At 67.9% G+C, this 17,599-nt stretch carries 18 protein-coding genes; 6 read left to right on the forward strand and 12 right to left on the reverse strand.

Features of this window, described 5'->3' with window-relative positions; translation table 11 throughout:
* Nucleotides 1-115 precede the first annotated feature (115 nt).
* Entirely contained in the window at nt 116-577 is a 462-nt protein-coding gene (locus C3Y92_RS04405; protein WP_129349849.1) for a CBS domain-containing protein, read from the reverse strand.
* Between the two features lie 151 nt (nt 578-728).
* On the opposite strand from C3Y92_RS04405, the gene C3Y92_RS04410 reads away from it, so the two are divergent.
* The gene (locus tag C3Y92_RS04410; RefSeq protein ID WP_129349851.1) at nt 729-1,121 is read left to right on the forward strand and encodes a cupin domain-containing protein; all 393 of its coding nucleotides are present in this window, start codon (nt 729-731) and stop codon (nt 1,119-1,121) included.
* Between the two features lie 23 nt (nt 1,122-1,144).
* Nucleotides 1,145-2,023: an AraC family transcriptional regulator gene (locus C3Y92_RS04415; RefSeq protein ID WP_129349853.1), complete on the forward strand. Its 879-nt coding sequence runs from the start codon at nt 1,145-1,147 to the stop codon at nt 2,021-2,023.
* Nucleotides 2,024-2,058: 35 nt separating this feature from the next.
* On the opposite strand, the gene C3Y92_RS04420 is transcribed toward C3Y92_RS04415, so the two are convergent.
* Nucleotides 2,059-2,760, reverse strand: coding sequence for a hypothetical protein (locus tag C3Y92_RS04420; protein WP_129349855.1), 702 nt, complete (start codon nt 2,758-2,760; stop codon nt 2,059-2,061).
* Nucleotides 2,757-4,253 carry a mechanosensitive ion channel family protein gene (locus C3Y92_RS04425; protein WP_129349857.1) on the reverse strand — a complete coding sequence of 499 codons (1,497 nt, stop codon included), beginning with the start codon at nt 4,251-4,253 and terminating at the stop codon, nt 2,757-2,759. The genes C3Y92_RS04420 and C3Y92_RS04425 overlap by 4 nt, the downstream gene beginning before the upstream one ends.
* 103 nt (nt 4,254-4,356) lie before the next feature.
* Here C3Y92_RS04425 and C3Y92_RS04430 point away from each other — a divergent pair, with 103 nt between their 5' ends.
* The 3 genes from C3Y92_RS04430 to C3Y92_RS04440 all read left to right on the forward strand — a co-directional run bounded on the left by C3Y92_RS04430 (nt 4,357) and on the right by C3Y92_RS04440 (nt 6,483).
* Entirely contained in the window at nt 4,357-5,196 is an 840-nt protein-coding gene (locus C3Y92_RS04430; RefSeq protein WP_129349859.1) for a TatD family hydrolase, read from the forward strand.
* Nucleotides 5,197-5,301: 105 nt separating this feature from the next.
* Nucleotides 5,302-5,940 carry a hypothetical protein gene (locus C3Y92_RS04435; protein WP_129349861.1) on the forward strand — a complete coding sequence of 213 codons (639 nt, stop codon included), beginning with the start codon at nt 5,302-5,304 and terminating at the stop codon, nt 5,938-5,940.
* Nucleotides 5,941-6,105: 165 nt separating this feature from the next.
* Nucleotides 6,106-6,483, forward strand: a complete 378-nt coding sequence (locus C3Y92_RS04440) for a response regulator transcription factor (RefSeq protein WP_129349863.1) — start codon at nt 6,106-6,108, stop codon at nt 6,481-6,483.
* Between the two features lie 255 nt (nt 6,484-6,738).
* Here C3Y92_RS04440 and C3Y92_RS21760 read toward each other — a convergent pair whose 3' ends face one another.
* The 5 genes from C3Y92_RS21760 to C3Y92_RS04465 form a co-directional block, all read right to left on the reverse strand.
* On the reverse strand, nt 6,739-7,497 hold the full coding sequence (locus C3Y92_RS21760) for a response regulator (RefSeq protein ID WP_328591066.1): 759 nt from the start codon (nt 7,495-7,497) through the stop codon (nt 6,739-6,741).
* A gap of 56 nt (nt 7,498-7,553) precedes the next feature.
* On the reverse strand, nt 7,554-7,781 hold the full coding sequence (locus tag C3Y92_RS04450) for a DUF4911 domain-containing protein (RefSeq protein WP_235669614.1): 228 nt from the start codon (nt 7,779-7,781) through the stop codon (nt 7,554-7,556).
* Nucleotides 7,782-7,819: 38 nt separating this feature from the next.
* Nucleotides 7,820-8,908: a M24 family metallopeptidase gene (locus tag C3Y92_RS04455; protein ID WP_129349867.1), complete on the reverse strand. Its 1,089-nt coding sequence runs from the start codon at nt 8,906-8,908 to the stop codon at nt 7,820-7,822.
* A gap of 142 nt (nt 8,909-9,050) precedes the next feature.
* Nucleotides 9,051-10,430, reverse strand: coding sequence for a protoporphyrinogen/coproporphyrinogen oxidase (locus tag C3Y92_RS04460; protein ID WP_129349869.1), 1,380 nt, complete (start codon nt 10,428-10,430; stop codon nt 9,051-9,053).
* A gap of 117 nt (nt 10,431-10,547) precedes the next feature.
* Nucleotides 10,548-10,826 carry an RNA recognition motif domain-containing protein gene (locus C3Y92_RS04465; protein WP_006922107.1) on the reverse strand — a complete coding sequence of 93 codons (279 nt, stop codon included), beginning with the start codon at nt 10,824-10,826 and terminating at the stop codon, nt 10,548-10,550.
* Nucleotides 10,827-11,318: 492 nt separating this feature from the next.
* On the opposite strand from C3Y92_RS04465, the gene C3Y92_RS04470 reads away from it, so the two are divergent.
* Nucleotides 11,319-12,116, forward strand: coding sequence for a tetratricopeptide repeat protein (locus tag C3Y92_RS04470; RefSeq protein WP_129349871.1), 798 nt, complete (start codon nt 11,319-11,321; stop codon nt 12,114-12,116).
* Nucleotides 12,117-12,227: 111 nt separating this feature from the next.
* On the opposite strand, the gene C3Y92_RS04475 is transcribed toward C3Y92_RS04470, so the two are convergent.
* The 4 genes from C3Y92_RS04475 to C3Y92_RS04490 form a co-directional block, all read right to left on the reverse strand.
* Nucleotides 12,228-13,199 carry a lipoate--protein ligase gene (locus C3Y92_RS04475; protein WP_129349873.1) on the reverse strand — a complete coding sequence of 324 codons (972 nt, stop codon included), beginning with the start codon at nt 13,197-13,199 and terminating at the stop codon, nt 12,228-12,230.
* A gap of 26 nt (nt 13,200-13,225) precedes the next feature.
* Entirely contained in the window at nt 13,226-14,899 is a 1,674-nt protein-coding gene (locus C3Y92_RS04480; protein ID WP_129349875.1) for an ABC1 kinase family protein, read from the reverse strand.
* A 217-nt stretch (nt 14,900-15,116) separates the two neighbouring features.
* Complete coding sequence (folD, locus tag C3Y92_RS04485; RefSeq protein WP_129349877.1) at nt 15,117-15,995, reverse strand: bifunctional methylenetetrahydrofolate dehydrogenase/methenyltetrahydrofolate cyclohydrolase FolD; 879 nt, start codon at nt 15,993-15,995, stop codon at nt 15,117-15,119.
* A 325-nt stretch (nt 15,996-16,320) separates the two neighbouring features.
* Nucleotides 16,321-17,400, reverse strand: coding sequence for an FUSC family protein (locus C3Y92_RS04490; RefSeq protein ID WP_129349879.1), 1,080 nt, complete (start codon nt 17,398-17,400; stop codon nt 16,321-16,323).
* Between the last annotated feature and the right edge of the window lie 199 nt (nt 17,401-17,599).

The raw sequence follows: 17,599 nt of genomic DNA on the forward strand, positions 1-17,599 counted from the left end.
CTTTTTGGCCGGGTCTCGTGTCGCGTCCGCCAAACGCGCCTGGGCGATTGGCAGGCAACAGCGTGAAGCCTTGTGTTGTCCCAGCAATGCTCTCGTCTTGCTTGGGAGCGCGAGCCTAAAGATTTTTCACCAGAAATTGCAAAATCATGCGCCGGCTGATCTCGCCCATCAGCACCCCGTTGGGATCGATGACCGGCACGGCCGGAATGCCGCGCTCCACAATGAGTTCCCCGGCCATGACGAAGAGATCCTCGGGATGGGCAAAAGGATAGTCGGTGTCCATGAGTTCGCCCACCGGCGTGTCCGAACTGGCGGCCATGTTGCGGCGCAGCGCGTCCAAAAGCGCCTCCCGGCCGTCGAGATGGCCGGCCCGGGCCTGGGACGACACCTCGGGCGAGACGATAAGCGAGAGAAACCTGTGGATGGTCACCACCCCGAGCAACCGGTCGCAGTGGTCCACTACGTACGTGTTGCGAAAGGTGTTGTTCATGCCGCCGTACCAGATGAGCACGTGCCCGACCGGCGCTTCGGGCCGTACCTTGATGACCGTGGTGCGCATGATGTCGGCGATCTGCATGGAAGCCTCGGACGTGGATTGTGAAAAAAAGTACTTAACTTGTATCAGCCCGAACCCGGCCCGTAAAGGGATCGCTTGGCCTTTGGGGCAGGATCGTCCAAGATGGTCGCGGGGTTTTCCGGCATCACCCGAAAAAACGGAGTGAACCGCCATGCAAGACACTGCTGCTTCCATCCTGACCAAGGGCCGCGCCGTCCATACCCTGACCAACGTCCGCGACGCCGAAGCCCTGCCCTGGCAGGACCATCCGGCCTTTGCCGGCGTGCGTCTGCGCCATCTGGTCACCGCCGCCGACACCGAAGGCCGGCTCAGTTGCCACATCGTGCGTCTGGACCCTGGGGCCAGCCTGGCCGGCCATGTCCATGACAGGCAATGGGAGCTTCACGAGGTCGTCTGCGGATCGGGCACGGCCGATCTGGCCGGCCGGCAAACCGACTACGCGCCGGGCGTCACGGCCGTCATCCCCCGGGGCACGCCCCACGCCGTCACAGCCGGCGACCAGGGCTTGTGCTTGCTCGCCAAATTTTTCCCGGCCTTGCTGTAACGCTGGTTTCCAAGGAAGCGGCCATGTCCCAAGCGCCCCGACTCGATGTGCTCCGCCGCCCCGACCTGCCGGGCCTTGCCGTCGTTAAGGGCTGGGACGTGGCCGCTGAAATCGCCCCCCATGCCCACGGCGCGGTGATTGTCGGGCTGCTCCTGGAGGGCGGTCGCGAACTGCGCTGTGGCGGCGGAAAGCTGCGCCTTGAGGCCGGGGAGGGCTTTATCGTGCCCGACGGTGTGCGCCACAGCTGCGCGCCCCTGTCCCGGAACGGCCACAGCTATGTCGTCGTGACCGTGGCCCCGCCACTGCTGGCCGAGGTCGGCCGGACCGACGCCGCGCCCGAGGACTGGGTGCGGCCCTGGCGCGACGCCGAGGCCTCGGCCCGGCTGCTGGCCCTGGCCGAAGCCCTGGGCCAGGACGCCGACACGGCCCTGGAGGCCCTTTGCGCTCTGGCCCATGTCCTGCGGCTGCGCCCCGGCCCCCCAAAGCCCCGTCATCCGGCCGTGGCCCTGGTCCGGGCGGCCATTGAGGCCGATCCCGCAGTACCCCATGACCTGGCCTCCCTGGCCGCCCTGGCCGGGGTCGGCCCGACCTACCTGCAGCGCCTTTTCGTGCGCGAAACCGGCATGGCCGTGGGCCAATACCTGCTCGCCCGGCGGGTGGCCCACGGGGTAGGGCAAGCCGCCGCCGGCGAGGGGCTGGCCCAGGCCGCCCTAAACGCCGGGTTTTGCGACCAAAGCCACTTCACCCGCCAATGCAAACGCCGCCTGGGCGTGCCGCCCGGGGCGTATCGGGAGTGGACGGGGGTGAGGGGAGAGATGAGGGAAGGAGAGAGAAAGAGGAAGATGCCTCCGGCGGCTGGGGGCCTGAGGCCCCCAGACCCCCCGAATGAAAAACAGTTTTAAGGGGATTGCGGTTGCGGGGTGAGGGTAGGGCGTGCTTACGGGGCCGGCTTGGCGGCCACGGGAGCGGCGGCCGGGTCGCACCAGGCGCTGCTGCGGGCGTCGATGAGGCTCGACAGCGGCAGCAACAGCACGAAGACCAGCGCCAGCACCGACAGCCAGGTTTCCAGGGAACGCTTGCCGTGAGGCGCGGCCGAGGCGCAGATGATGCCCACGGCGGCGCAGCCGATGCCGACGTCGAGGCAGGCGTTTAAGGGCGACAGCTTGGGCACGGCAATAAGCGGCACGAAAAGCGCCCCGGCCGCAGCGCCGCCGGCCATGGCCCACAGGAGTCGGCCCGGCGAGACCCCGGCTTCCCTTCCGGCGGCCCGGGCCACGGCCAGTCCCGCGCCGCCGACCAGGCCCGTCAGCCCCGCAGCCAGCCCCAGCCCGGCCAGTCCGCCGGCCAGGAATGTCGTCAGCCGTTCGGCCAAAAGAGCCGTCGGCAGGCACACGGCCATGGCCCCCATGGCCGGAGCCGTCAGTGAAGCCGGAGGGTTGTTGGAAAGGTACGGCCGGATCAGACGCGCGCCAAGGGCTGCCAGAACGAGCAGGGTTGCGGCGGCAACGGCGGTGACGGCAGCCAGGGGGGCGGCGGCCAGGGCCTCGCGGCCGACGAGCAGGACAAGGGCCGCGCCGGAAAAGGCCAGGGCGGCGGCGGCGGCCAAGGGGCGACCGTGGACGGGACGGACTTCGGTCATGTGAAAAGACTCCTGAACCGGGCAAAAAGGCTTAAGGCCTCGGCCTGGGCATCGGGTTTGGAAGCGGCGTGGTTGGCGGCGGCCCGGGCCTCGAAGATGGCCCGCACCCGCTCGACCACGGCCGGGTGGCGCGACAGCACCAGCCGGAAGCCTTCGCGGTCAACCACCAGACACTCGGTGGGTTCCACGGCGCGCACGTCGGCCTGCCGCGGTTCGCCGGTCAAAAGGGCCATCTCGCCGACGATCTGGCCGGCCCCCAGCCGGGCCACCTCCCGGTCGCCCACGGTCACGGCCGTGAGGCCGGACAAAATGACGTTCATGGTGCTGCCGGTCTCGCCCTTGGCCATGATCACCTGGCCCGGGGCGAAGGTCCGCCGGGTCGAGGCCCGCACCAGCAGATCAAGGTCGGCCTGGCCCAGGCCGGCCAGAAGCGCCACCCCGGCCAGGGAGGCGAGCTGCTCGGGCGTGGCCCCGGCCTGGGCCGATTCCTCGGCCATGACGATGCGCCGGCCAGGCGGAGGCAGGCTCACGCCCTGTTCCATGAACTGGTACCAGATGGCCGCCAGCACGGCATCGGCCACGGCCAGCCGGCTGTTGAAGGCGGCGATGTAATAGACGGCGGCGTAGACGATGCGGTCGCCCTGGATGTCCATGAGCCGCGCCGCCGGGGCCGGGTCGGCCAGCACCCCCTCGGCCCGGCGCAGGGCGGCCAGGATGGCCGAACGCACGGCCACGGGCGGCGCGTGGACCGGAGCCGGCACGTTGACGATCTGGCGCAGGTGGGAGGCCGGCCGGTCATAGTTGACCAGCCGTTCCTTGGCCACGAGGTTATTGGGGAGAAGCACGGCGTTGGCCTCGATGGTCACCACCTTGGTGTAGCGCCAGGTGACTTCCGTCACCTGCCCCTCCACGTCGCCCACCTTGATCCAGTCGCCTTCGCTGAAAGGCTTTTCGATCTGCAGCAGCAGGCCCGAAAACAGACTGCCGATGGTGTCCTGCATGGACAGGCCGATGACGGCGGTGAGGATGGCCGAGGAGGTTAAAAGCGGCCCGAGCTGGATGTCCAGGATGTCGCGCAGCCCCCAGCCGGCCAGCACGGCCAGGATGAGGAATTTGCTCAGGTCCTGGAGGATATGGCGCGTGGGCCGCACGTCGCCCCGGCTCGGGGAAAACTTCTGGAAAAAGAAGTCCACGGCATAGCGGGCCACCATCCACAAGGCGACCAGGCTGGCCAGGGACACGGCCTTGTCCCCGGCGGCGGCGTCGGCCGGCGGCAGGGTGGCGGCCAGACCCCAGACAAGCCCCAGGCCGCACAGCCACTTGACGAGGCCCCCCAAGGGACGGCTAATGGCCCCCCGGCGGGCGAGCAGGGACAGGGCCAGGGACACGGCCGCGAAAATCGCCAGCCCAAGGGCGAGGCGCGCCCCCACGTCAACGGCGGACGCGGACAAGCCGGTGGCGCTGCTGATGAAGGCAAGGGGTCCCTGGATCAAGGGCGGGGCTCCTGTGGCGTTTTTGTGACGGCAAGGCGCAACCGTCCTACGTGTCCGGCCGGGCGGCGTCAACGCGCCGACTTTTTTCAAGGAGTATAGAGCGATGGCAAAAAGGAAAACCGAGCGGCCGGACCCGTCGAGCCTGGGGCTGCCGCGGGTCGGGGTGGACAGCCATGCCCATCTCGACGGCGCGGGCGAGGATCGGGCCATGGCCACGCCCGAGGCCATGGGGGCGGTGCTCGACCGGGCGGCGGCGGCCGGAGTGGCCCAAGTCGGCCACGTGTTCCTGGGGCCGGCCGCCCACGCCGCCGGGCGGGAGCTGTTCGCCGGCCGGGGCGAGGTCTTTTTCCTGCTCGGCATCCATCCTTGCGACGCGGCCAAGGCCGCGCCCGGGGACGTGGCCGCCATGGAAACGGCCTTCCGGGCTGATGCGGGCCTGAGGGCCGTGGGCGAGATCGGCCTGGACTACTACTGGGACGCCGGCACGGCCGAAGTTCAAAAGGCGCTTTTTCGCGACCAGCTGGCCCTGGCCCGGCAGCTCGACCTGCCCGTGGCCGTTCACAGCCGCGACGCCGCCGCCGACACCCTGGCCATCCTCGACGACCTGGGCTTTGCCGGCCGGCCGCTGGTCTGGCACTGCTTCGGCGGCGACGCCGCCCTGGCCGCCGAGATATCCCGGCGCGGCTTTCATCTCTCCGTGCCCGGACCGGTGACCTACGCCAAGAACACGGCTCTGGCCGAGGCCGTGGCCGGCTGCGACCCCTCGCGGCTTTTGCTGGAAACCGACGCCCCCTATCTCGCGCCCGAGCCCTGGCGCGGCAAGCGCAACGAACCGGCCCTGCTGGCCTTCACGGCCGTGCGCGTGGCCGGGCTGCTGGGCCTGGAGCCGGCCGAGCTGTGGCAAACCACCGGCGACAACGCCCGGGCGTTTTTTCGGCTGTAGGCTCTCCTTTTCGAGCCCGTCCGTTGGCCGGCCGTCTTGCCCAAAGCCGGCCGGCGCGGTAAGGTCGGCCGTGAAGTCTGACGCACAACCGGGAGACCTGCCGCCATGACCCTTGAAATCGCGACCCAGGGCGACATCGATCAGATCGTCGTATCCTCGCTGTCCCGCGCCTTTGTCCAGAAAATCTACCGCCACTGCTGGGGCAAGAACAACACCCCCTATTTCGCCGGCAACTGCTTCAAGGGCGTGCTCTATTTCGATGAGCGCCTGGCCATCAAGTACGCCGACGACGTGGGCTTTCCCTGGCGCGGCTGGCTGTCGACCCCCAAGTTCCACCACCGCACCGGAGCCAGCCTGCACGGACTTTCGCTCTCCGTGCGCGACGCCGCCGGCCAGCGCGAAACCTCGGCCCTGGGGCTGGCCGTGGCCGAGCAGCGGCCCCGGCTCGACGGCTTCCTGGAAGGCCTTGGCGACGACGAGGTGCTGGCCGTGCTCGGGGCCGTGGACAAGGGCGAGATGCTGTTCACTCTGGCCGATTTCGACGGAACCTTTGACGCCGACAAGCTGGTCATCGAAGTGGAGCGGTTTTCCGACCTCTACTGCGAGGAAGCCGTGGTCACCGGGATGCGCTACGACGGCCGGGTCATGAGCATGGAGACCGGCGAATCCCGGGGCAAGAGCATGGTCGATCCCCTGCTGATTGGCCGCGACGGCAAGCTGCTGGACATGTACGACTTCGCCTGATTCGGGCTTGGCCAATGCGCCGCCCGGACGGCAGCCTGGACCGTCGTCCGACGTCTGGCTTCAGGGTCCGGGGCGTCTTTTCTTGACGCCCCGGGCCAACCCTCCTATAACCTACACTGTGACGATTCCCGCGATAACGCCGCGTCAACCGCTGCGGAGGCAGACGTGAAATCCGTATTGGTCGTGGACGACGATCCCAGCATTCGTGCCCTGATCCGGCTCTATCTGGAGAGCGCCGGTTATGCCGTCATTGAGGCGGCCGACGGCAAGCGGGCCATGGCCGCCCTGGACGGGCAGCCGGTGGATCTGGTGATTCTCGACATCTTCATGCCGGAGATGGACGGGCTGGAAGTGTTGCAGGTGTTGCGGGGCCACTGCCAGACCTGCCGGGTGATGGCCATTTCCGGCGGTTCGGCCAAGATCGGCATGGATTTGCTGGGCCACGCCACCATTTTCGGGGCCGACGCGGTGCTCGAAAAACCCTTTGGCGAAGCCACCCTGCTGGATAAGGTGACCGCCCTTATCGGCCCCGCCGCCGACTGATCGTTTTTTTTTCCACGCGCCGCCCGTTTTTTGTCCCAGGCCTGTCCTCGGGCTTCCTCGACTGCCATGTAGGGCGTCTTCCCGTTTCGCCGGAGCAATGGTGTTTTCCGTCAAGCTCTGCCCAAAGCCTCTTTGGCTCCCCAACCGGCTGCGCACGCATCCTCGCCGTCCCCCTTGAAACCTTTCCTCCATATGGGGGGTCCGGGGGCCTCAGGCCCCCGGCCGCCGGAGGCATATCTTCCTCTTTCCCTTCGCTTACACCGGCCAGTCCAGGCGGGCCTTGGCCAAAAGGGCGGCGGCCCAGTCCCGGGCGGCGGCGGCGGCGTTGGTGTTGCCGGCGTCGGCCGCTCGTTCCAGGGCGGCGGCGGCCTTGGCCAGTTCGGGGAAGCCGTAAGAGCCGGCCGACCCCTTGAGCTTGTGGCCCTGGCGGCGGGCCTGATCCAGGTCGCCCTGGTCCAGGGCGGCGTGGGCCGCGTCCAGGGTCTGGCTGGCCAGGTCGAAAAAGAGGGGCAGCAGGGCGGCCAGTCGGCCAGGGTTTGGGGCGTCGGCGTCGTGGGGCCGGGGCGTGGTCGGTTCGGCGGACTCGCCTTCCGGCCCGAGATAGTGGAGCAGGGTGCGCAGCACGGCCGCCTTGCGTACGGGCTTGGCCAGAAAATCGGTGAATCCGGCCTGCTGGCAGCGCAGCCGGTGCTCATCCAGGGCGTGGGCGGTCAGCGCCAAAATGGGCGTGGGACCTGCCCCGCGCTGCCGTTCCAGTTCCCGGATGCGCCGGGTGGCTTCGTAGCCGTCCACCACGGGCATTTCCAGATCCATGAGGATCAGATCGTAGGGCGCGGCGGCGAAACGTGCCACGGCCTCGTCCCCGTTTTCGGCCTCGTCGATGCTATAGTGGTCGCTTTCCAGGTAGAGGCGGATCAGGGTCAGATTGTCGCGATTGTCGTCGACAAGCAGCAGGCGAGGGGGGCGGTGGCTGGTTCCATGGCGTATCCGGGGACAGGGGCCGTAAGTGTGCAATCTCTAGCTTAAGGAAGATAGCCGTTGGGCGGAAAAGCGCAAGGGGGAAAGGCGTGTCAAGGCCGCAGACACACGACCGTTTCGGGGCAGACGGCGGTGAAGTCGCGCAAAAACGTTTCCACCCGGCCGGCCTCGTCCGGGCTGTAGATCAGGCGCACCACGGCGGCGAACCGGTCCACCACCGTGGGCAGGGCCAGATTGTCCTCGGCCTGGAGAAAAAACGTCAACAGCGACACGTTGGCCGAGGCCAGGCGCACATACAGCCGGGCCGAACCGGTCGGCACGGGATGGCGACGCCGCCGGGGCGGCCTTCTGCGCCGGCTCACAGGATGTCGCGTCCGGTTTCGGTGATAAGGGCCATGTGTTCCCAACGCGCGCCGCCCCATTCGGGATAGTACAGGCCCGGCTCCACGGTGACGACCATGCCCGGTTCCAGCACGCTCTCGGCCGAGGGGTTGAGGCTTGGGCCTTCGTGGGTCTCCAGGCCGATGCCGTGGCCCAGGGAATGGGTGAAGCGTTCGGCCACGCCTTCCCGGGCAAAGACCTCCCGGGCCAGGGCGTAGGCCTCGCGGCAGGCCATGCCCGGGCCGATGCGCTCCAGCACGGCGGCCTGGGCGGCCTGGACGCGGGCGAGCATCTCGGTGAAGCGCGCCGGGGGCTTGCTTCCCACCCAGACGGTGCGGGTCTGGTCCGAGCAGTAGTCGTCGGCCCGGCCGCCCACGTCCACCAGGACCAGGCAGCCGTCGGCGATGACGGTCTCCCCGGGAATGGCGTGGGGCAGGGCGGCGTTGGCGTCAACGGCCACGATGGGGGCAAAGGCCAGTTCGGAGGCCCCGAGCTCGCGGAAGCGTTTTTCGATCTCCCAGGCGGCCTGGGCCTCGGTGCGCCCGGGCAGGAGAATGTCCGGCAGGCTGGCCATGACGCCGTGGTTGATGGCGGCCGAGCGGCGCATCCGGGCGATCTCGGCGGCGTCCTTGCGCAGGCGCAGCGGCTCCACGGCCAGGGCCACGGGCGTTAGGGGCAGAAGCGCGGACAGCCGGCCGTGGACGTCGAAGGACAGGCCGGCCGGCTCGAACCCCAGGCGCGTCACCCCTCGGGCCTTGAGGAAATCGGCGATGGCGGCGTAGCGCCCGGCCCCGTAGATGCAGAGGTTTTTTTCCGGCCACAGGCGCAGGGCGGCGTCGCGGTAGCGGGCGTCGGTGAAGAGATAGTCGTCGCCGTCGGCCGTGACAACGACATAGCCGGCGCTCTCGTTGCACTGGGGGTCGTGGAGTTCGAAGCCGCTTAAATAGAAACGGTTGGCGGCGTGGGACACGAGCAGGGCGTCGTGGCCCATGGCGGCCAGGGCGGCGCGCAAGCGGTCGCGGCGGCCGGCGAAAACGGGGCAGCCGCTTGTGGCGGTGGCGGTCATGGCATCTCCTTCAGGCGGGACGCGCCCGCCCGCGAAGGTGTTTCAGATCGGGCCGGCGACGTCAACCGGCCGGCGGTCGGACGGGATATGGCGCGAGGAAACGCCTGCGCCCTCGGCTGGCCGACGCGTCGGAGGCAGGTTGTTAAAGCGCGTAGACGGTTTCCGGTTGTCCCAGGACGTGCCGCTGGGCCCACTCGATGCCCTGCATGATGGAGTGGTCCATGTTGCCGACCTCGTATTTCCAGCCGCCGAAGCGTCCCCGGGACTGGATGCCCAGGCGCTCCAGGGCCGGCTGGAGCACGGCCAGGGCGGCGTCGCGCTCCAGGCAGGGGATGGGGTAGGCGTAGTCCACCCGCATTTCCCAGGAGGCGTTCTGGCCGGCGACGTCGGCCGGGGCCAAAAGCGTTGTGGCGACCAAGCCGTCCACGGTGGCCCGCTCCAGGCCGGCGAAGTCGGCCGGCTTGTGGGCGGAAAAGCTGGTCTCGGTCATGAACGCCCGGCTGCGCGGGATCATGCCGTCGGGGTCGGGGGTGTTTAAGGGCGAATAGTTGTGGAAATTGGTGACCCGATAAAACGGGCAGTCGGCTTCCGGGAAATACATCCAGCAGCGCGGGTCCGGGGGCGCGCCGGCAAAGCCCAGGCCGTGGATGACCGAGCCGCTGTGCTTGAGCCGTCCGGCCGCCTCGATCATGGCCGGGCTGGCCCCTTCCAGCTGGTCGGCGACGAAACGGTCCAGGGGGCCGGTGGTCAGCAGATGGTCGTAGAGGATGATGTCGCCGGAGGCGGTGAGCACGGTCTTTTCGGCCGCATCGACCCGGCGGCAGGCCTCGCCCAGGCGTAGCCGGTCGGCAAAGCGGGCGGCCAGACGGCGAAAGATCTCGCCCGTGCCGCCGCGCAGGGGAAAGCTGAAGGTGTTGTTGGGGCCCCAGGCCACGTCGTCGGCGCCGTAGATGATGTTTTTGACCACCCGTCCGGCGTCCACCACCGAGACGCGCTCGCCGATCCAGCGGTGGGACATGGCCGTGGCCGGATGGGCCCAGACCTTGAAATTGTAGGGGACCATAAAAAGGCGCGCGATGCCCGGGCCGAACACCCGGTCGATCCACTCCCGGAAGTTGGCCGGCGCATCGGGGTGGACCCCGGCGGCGGCGTCGCGGCCGGCGGCCAGCAGCCCTTCGACGCATTCCCAGACGAGGTCCGGGGGCAGTCGGCGGATGTTGTTCTGGAAGGGGTAGGGAACGAAGGTTCCGGCCAGGCGAATCCAGGATTCGCGCTGGTGGCGCAGGACCTCGTCGCCAAGCAGTTCGTCGAGGAGCTTGTCGAAGGCTTTGTAGTGGGAGAAAACGACGTGTCCGCCCACGTCCCAGGTGTAGCCGGCGGCGTCGGTGAAGCTGGCGGCCAGGCCGCCGGGATAGGGATGGCGTTCCAGGACGAGAAAATCGTTTTCGCCGAGTTCGGCCAGGCGGTTGGCCGCGCCAAGGCCCGTGGGGCCGGCTCCGATGATCAGATATTTGACGCGCATGGTTGCCTCCTGGGGGATGGGGGCAGGCGAGCAACAACAGGGCCAGCCGGGAGTGGACAATAAAACTCCCGGGGCCGGACGAGCCGGTCCCGGGAGGAAAGATGTTGCGCCGGGCGTTTACCAGGCCGGGCGGCGGGGGGGACGCGGAGCGCGGGGCTTGGCCTCGTTGACCTTGAGGCTACGGCCTTCGAACTCGGCGCCGTCCAGGGCCCGGATGGCTTCGTCAGCGGCGGCGTCGTCGTCCATCTCCACGAATCCGAAGCCGCGCGGTTTGCCGGTCTCGCGGTCGGAAATCAGTTTGACGGACTGGACGGGGCCGTAACGGCCAAACAGGTCACGGACGCTTTCCTCGGTGGTGCGGAAGGGCAGGTTGCCAACATAGATGTTTTTGGACATGAGACACGGACTCCCAAAACGGTTGACGTCAGCGAACGCGAAGCGTGGACGGAGGAGGGCTACCCGCCGGCTACGCTCCTCCCCGGGACAAACCCATCGGCCCTTGGGCCGTGAAGGCCTGACAGTTGGAGTGCGCCTGTCCGTCGGGACGGCGAAGGAAGATATGGCAGGCGTTGCGCACTCGTATTCCAGACTCCGTTAGAGTCTCGCCGCGCAAACACGGGGAGGACGGTCACGCACCACACGCGAAGTCGTCACGGGTTTGAGCGAACATGGAAAACGATACCGAACCGGTCAATGGCTGGCAAGAAAAATTGTTCCTTTTTCCCCTTACATCCTGAAATTTTTCCGGTTTGCGTTGTTCCAAACCCGTCTTGAGGGTGTTTATTCCGACGAAAAGAGGATGCTTTCAGTCGTGAAATGCACTATCCTGTCCCTATGTGCTCGGGCACGCGTCCGGCGCGCCAACGTCAGGGAGGGCTGTACGACGCCATGACGGGAAAAATCGGGGCCGAGCGTTTCGCCGTGGCCGTGTCGGTACGCGAAACCTATAAAATGGGCTTTAGCGGCACGACCCGCGAAGGCGAGCGGGTGCTTTACTATTACGCCGAAAAAACGCCCGAGGCGGGCATCAGCATCCAGGCCTTAAACGGCAACAGCGTGCCCAGCGGCGAGGTCACGCCGGTGAGCGATGAGGAATTCCTCCAGAAGTTCAAACCCGAGCCGCTCATGTACTACAATCTGGTCAAGCCGCGCATGGAAGCCATGCAGGCCGAGCTGGATCGCGGCGAGAAGCACCTGGAGGCCGGCCGGCTGGAGCGGGCCGAGGAATCCTTTCAGAAAGCCCTGGCCTACGACGCCGAGAACCTGCGCGCCATCTTCGGCCTGGGCAACGCCTATCTGTCCGGCGGCAAGCTCGACGACGCCCGCGACATCTTCGACAAGATCATGGGCATCGAGCTGGCCTTTGGCCCGGAAAACAAGTTTCTTTTCAACGAATTCGGCATCCGGATGCGCAAGGCCGGGCTGTTGGCCCTGGCCAAGTCGTATTACGAGAAAGCCCTGGCCGTCAGCGAAAACGACGAAAACCTGCTGTTTAATCTCGGCCGGGTGCTCTACGAGTTGGAGGAGTACGACGGCGCGGTGGAGGCGGCCGAGCGCTGTCTGGCCATCAATCCCGGTTTTCTCATCGCGGCCAAGCTGGCCAAGGCGGCCCGCCGCCAGGCGGCCACGGCAGCTGTCGGCGACGCTACGCCTGGGGCTGCGTCCCCGCTCGCGCAAGACGCCTGACCGGCCCCGCAACCCCCTTTATCCTTTTCCCATTTGGGGGGTCTGGGGGCATCAGGCCCCCAGCCGCCGGAGGCATTCTTCCTTCTTCCCTCTTTCCCCTCTCTCCGTCCCCTAAAACAAACACTCCACCAACTCCTCCACGCCCACGCCCAGCAGATACTCGCCCAGCTCCACCCCGCCCAAGCACTCGGCCAGGGCGTCGCGGTCGTGGCGGCAGCCGGCCAGCGCCGCTTCCAGCTCGGCCACGTCGCGCCGGCCGAAATAGTCGCCCAGAAGCCGCGCCGCAAGGATGACGCCGCCTTTGACGTCCAGATGGGCCTCGATGAGCCCGCCGGGCGTGCGGCGCGTCCGGGTGAAGCCGTAGGCCGGCGAGGCCCCGAAATTCCAGTCGTAGGTCCGGTAGCGGCTCTCGGCCAGGGAGGCCGCGCCGGCGGCCTCGTCCGGGGCCAGCGCCAAGTCGCCCGGGGCCGCGCCCGGGCAGACATGCCCCATGACGTGGCCCATGAAGTCGGTCACGGCCATGGGTGCGGGCAGGTGGGCGGCGATGTTGGTGACGCGCTTGGCCACGCTTTTGACGGCCTTGTCGCGGTATTTTTCGGGATCGACCCGAAGCGCTCCGGCCAGATGGGAGACGTCGGCGTCAAAGAGCAGCGTGCCGTGGTGCAGCACCCGGTCGCGCCAGACGTGCTGGGCGTTGCCGGAGAATTTTTGGCCCTCGATGGTCAGGTCGTTTCGGCCCTCGAAAGCGCACGCTACGCCCAGGGCCGCCACCGCCGCCAGAATCGGGGCGGTGAAGCCCCTAAAGTCCATGGCTCCGCCGCCGAGGCTGATAAACGTGAAATTGACGTTGCCCAGATCATGGAAGACCGCGCCGCCGCCGCTTAAACGGCGCACCACCGGGATGCCCCGCTCCCGCACGAAGGCTTCGTCGATCTGGGCGCGGGTGTTTTGGTTGCGCCCGACAATGACGGCCGGGGCGTTGCGCCACAGCATGAACACGTCGGTAGTGGCGTTTTTGAGCAGCCACTCCTCGGTGGCGAGATTCACGGCCGGATCGGTGGTCTCAAGCAAAATGGCGCGCACGGCAGGTCCTTTGCGGCTGGTGGTTGTCAGGAGTCGGGGCCAAGTTCGCCGGAGCGTTTGACGGCGCGAAGGAGCCGTAGGCCCAGCAGCACGGCGGCGGCGCAGCCCAGCGCCCCGAAGAGCGAGATGTCGAAGACCAGCGGCGGCACCCGGCTGGCCAGCACCTGGCAGGAGCCGAGAAACAGCGCCGCCGTGACGATGCCGTAGACGAGGCGGTTTATGGTGGCGTCCAGGCCCCGGTGGACGAGGTGCACGTCGAGCCGGCCCTCGCGGGCGCGGCGCAGGATCTCGGCGGCGTCGCGGGGGAAGCTCTCGACCAGGGCGTTCCAGTCGCGCCAGCTGCGCCGGGCGCGGGTGAAAAGCGCCCCGGGCGAAAGCCGGCGGGCGATGATCTTGCCGGCGTAGGGCGCGATGACGTCGATAAGCGAAAAGCCCGGGGAGAGGGTTCGCGACGCGCCTTCGAGCACCACGAAAACCTTGATGAGATGGGCCACCACCGGCGGCAGCAGGATGCCGTGGCGGCGCACGATGGCGGCCACGTCGCCCATGGCCCCGCCCAGGTCGAACGCGCCGAGCTCCTGGCTGGCGTAATCGGCCACGAAATCCTCGATGTCGGCCCGAAGCGCCGCCCGGTCCAGGCCCGGCGGCAGCCGCCCGATGCGCATGACCTGTTCGGTGAGCCCCTCGGCGTCGCCCTCGGCCACGGCCAACAGCGCGTCCTCCATGGCCCGGCGGGTGCGCTCGTCGATGCGCCCGACCATGCCGCAGTCCAGGATGCCCAGCCTGTCGCCGGGCAGCACCAGCAGATTGCCGGGGTGTGGATCGGCATGGAAGAAGTTGTCGCGGAAAATCATCTCCAGGAACACGTCGGCGGCAAGCTTCGCCATGGCCGTGCGCCGGGCCGCGGCCTCGGGCGAAAGCTCCCCGGCCAGACGCGACAGCGGCTCCCCGACCAGTTCTTCCATGGTCAGCACTTCCCGGGCGCAGCGCTCGGGATAGGGGCGCGGAAAGGCCACGCCCGGCTCGGAAGCGAAATTGGCCGCGAAATGGCGCAGGTTGCGCTCCTCGCGTACGAAATCGAGTTCGCGAAGGATGGTGCGGCGCATCTCGGCGGCCACGGCCAGGGGCTGATAGAGCCGCAGCTCCACCACCCCCCGCTCGGCCAGCTCGGCCAGGCCCATGAGGATGTCGAGATCGGCCCGTACCCGCTCCTCGATGCCGGCATGGCGCACCTTGACCACCACCGCCGTGCCGTCCGGCAGCCTGGCCCGATGCACCTGGCCGATGGAGGCGCTGGCCATGGGCACGGGATCAAAACCCTCGAAGAGTTCTTCCACCGGCGCGCCCAGCGCCTCGCGGATCGTGCGCTCCACCGCCTCGGGCGCATCGGGTTCGGTGTCGGCCCGCAGCCTGGACAGTTCCGCCGCCACCTCCGGCCCCACGAGGTCGGCCCGGGTGCTGAGTATCTGGCCAAGCTTGATGGCCGTGCCCCCAAGCTCGGTCAGGGCCAGCCGCAGCCGTTCCTCACGCTTCAGCGTCGCCAGACTGGCCCCCGACGGGCTGACCAGCAGGTCTTTTAAAAACGCCGGGTCCGTGGCGGCCAGAAACTCGGCCAGACCGTAACGCGCCAGCACCCCGGCGATTTCCCGGAATCTGCGGGCGTTTCTGGCGAAATGCGGTATCGAGGCGAGTGACAGCATGGCGGCGCGTCCCTTAAAAAATACGAGAGTATTTTTTAAGAAAAATTACTGGTTTTACGCTGTTGCTTCTCGTGGACGCGGCGCGAGGGTCTGGGGCGGAGAGGCCAAGGAGGAAGAGAAGAATGCCTCCGGCGGCCGGGAGGGGGTAACCCCCTCCCGGACCCTCCCTGAAAGGGGGGATGGACGGCCGGTGGTATATCACGCGCGCCCTTGGGGCCTAGATCGGGCAATCCGGGGGCTGGCGACGCCAGCGGTAGGCCTCCACGGTGTTGCTCATGAGCGTGGCGATGGTCATGGGGCCGACGCCGCCGGGCACCGGCGTCATGGCCGAGGCCACGTCGGTGAGGTTGTCGTAGTCCACATCGCCGCAAAGCTTGCCGTCAGGCAGGCGGTTCATGCCCACGTCCACGATGACTGCGCCGGGCTTGACCATGTCGCGGGTGATGAGTTTCGGTTTGCCGATGGCCGGCACGATGAAATCGGCCTCACGCACCACGGCGGCCAGATCCGGCGTGCGCGAATGGCACACCGTCACCGTGGCGTTGCCGAAAGGCGAAGCGGCCGAAAGCAGCATGGCCATGGGCTTGCCCACGATGTTGCTGCGCCCGATGACCACCGCCCGCTTGCCGGCCGGGGAAAGACCGTAATATTCCAGAAGCTTGATGACACCGTATGGCGTGCACGGCTTGAGGCAGGGCAGCCCGATGGACAGCCGGCCGACGTTTTCGGGATGGAAGCCGTCCACGTCTTTCTTGGGATCGACCAGGGCCAGGCAGCGCTGGGCGTCCAAGCCCTTGGGCAGGGGCAGCTGGAGCAGGATGCCGTCGATGTCCTCGCTGCTGGAAAGCTCGGTGATGAGCTTCTCCAGGGCGCACTGGGTGATGCCGCCGTCGAGCCGCCAGATGCGGGACACGAAGCCCACTTCCTCGCAGGCCTTTTCCTTGTAGCGGACGTAAATCTGGGAAGCCGGGTCCTCGCCAACCAGGATGACGGCCAGATGCGGCGGCCGCCCATGCTGGCGCACCAGGGCGTCCACGTCGTTTTTCACGCGCTGGCGCAATTCGGCCGCGACTTTCTTGCCGTCAATAAGCAGCATGGCGAAATCTCCTTGGAAAGCGGTCAACAGCGGCCCCAGCCGCCGACGTCACGGCGACACTCTTAACCGGGCAGGCGGGCGTCGTCTACTGATGCGAGGTGGAGGGGAGAGAGGAGAAGAGAAAGTGGAAGATGCTCCGGCGGCCGGGGGCCTGAGGCCCCCGGACCCCCCAATTGGTCTGCGGTGCGCGTTTATTCTTTCTTGGATTCTCCCTGGTTGGGGGGCGCTTTTCCCTTCAGGCCTTGCCTGAAGGGAAAAGCGCCCCCCAACCAGGGAGGGTCCGGGAGGGGGTTACCCCCTCCCGGCCGCCGGCACTGCCTTTCGCTTATTCCATGGCCCGGATGCGGGCGACGGTTTCGCGGGCGTCGGCGGCGCAGGCGAGCATGCCGTGCATGAAGCTGAAGAAGTGCATGACTTCGCTTAAATCGTAGGCGGCCGGGGCGCGGTCGCGGCGCATGTCGGCGAGTTTATCCCGGGCCTTGGCCACGGCGGCGTCCAGGGCGTCCACGTCGGGCAGGGGCGCGTCGCCGCGCAGGTGGGCGGCGAGCTTCGTCAGCACCTCGGCTCCGGCGTGTTCCAGATCGGCCATTTCCTCGGGCAAATGGCGGTGCAGCCCCTTGCCGCGCCATTCGGCGGCCACGTGGTCCATGCCCAGCACGTGTTCGAAGAGCCGTTCGCCGCGAAAAAGCAGCATGGCCCGCAGGGCGCTTTCGCCCCGGTCGCGGCTTTCGGCGTCGGCTTCCAGGCGCAGTTCCCGGCAGCGGGCCAGGGTGCGCAGGATTCGGTCCTTTAAGGCGAACACATGGCGTTCGGGGTAGTCCTCGCGGATGCGGCCTTCCACCACCACGGCGAAAAGAGAGGCCACGTCCTCGAAGAGCTTGGCCAGGCCATGGGACAGCGCCCGGCTGGCCCGGGAGGGGAACACGACCACCGAGGTCACCAGCGCCGTGACGATGCCCACGGCGATTTCCAGGAACCGGTCGAAGCCCAGTTCCAGGGCCGGCATGTCGGGATGGCCGGCCAAAATGACGATAACGGCGGTGATGCCGGCCACGCGCGAGCTTTCCCGCAGTTTGGGGATGGCGGCGCACACGGCCAGGGTGGCGAAGACGGCAAGGCCGGCGGCGGTCACGGTCTGGCCGCCGAAGTGGGAGGCCGCCGCGCCCAAGGCCGCGCCCACGGCCGTGCCGGCCAGCCGGGTCCAGGCGGCCCGGATGGAGCCGCCGAGATTGGCCTGCATGACGATGACGGCCGTGACCACGGCCCAGTAGCCCTGGGGCAGGGCGAGAAAGGCGACAAGCAGTTGGGTGGCCACCACGGCCACGGCCGTGCGCAGGGCGTGGCGCAAGCCGAAACGTCTGGCGAAACGGCCGAGGCGGCCGGCAATGTCGGAAAAGCTGATCATGGGGACGGGATGCTCCTTGACGCGAAGACGGGCTTCCTAACGCCGACGCGCCCGAATGGGAAGCCCCCAGGCGGGACCATTCCCAGGGGCAACGGTTGTGTCCGTAACCACCCTATGGTATTTCTTCCCCAGTTGGCCAAGGGTTTGGTGGTTTTCGAACCCGAACGGAGCAAGCGCCGTGCCCGTAATCGCCCTGCCA

The sequence above is a fragment of the Solidesulfovibrio carbinolicus genome, assembly GCF_004135975.1.
Classification (GTDB): Bacteria; Desulfobacterota; Desulfovibrionia; order Desulfovibrionales; family Desulfovibrionaceae; genus Solidesulfovibrio; species Solidesulfovibrio carbinolicus.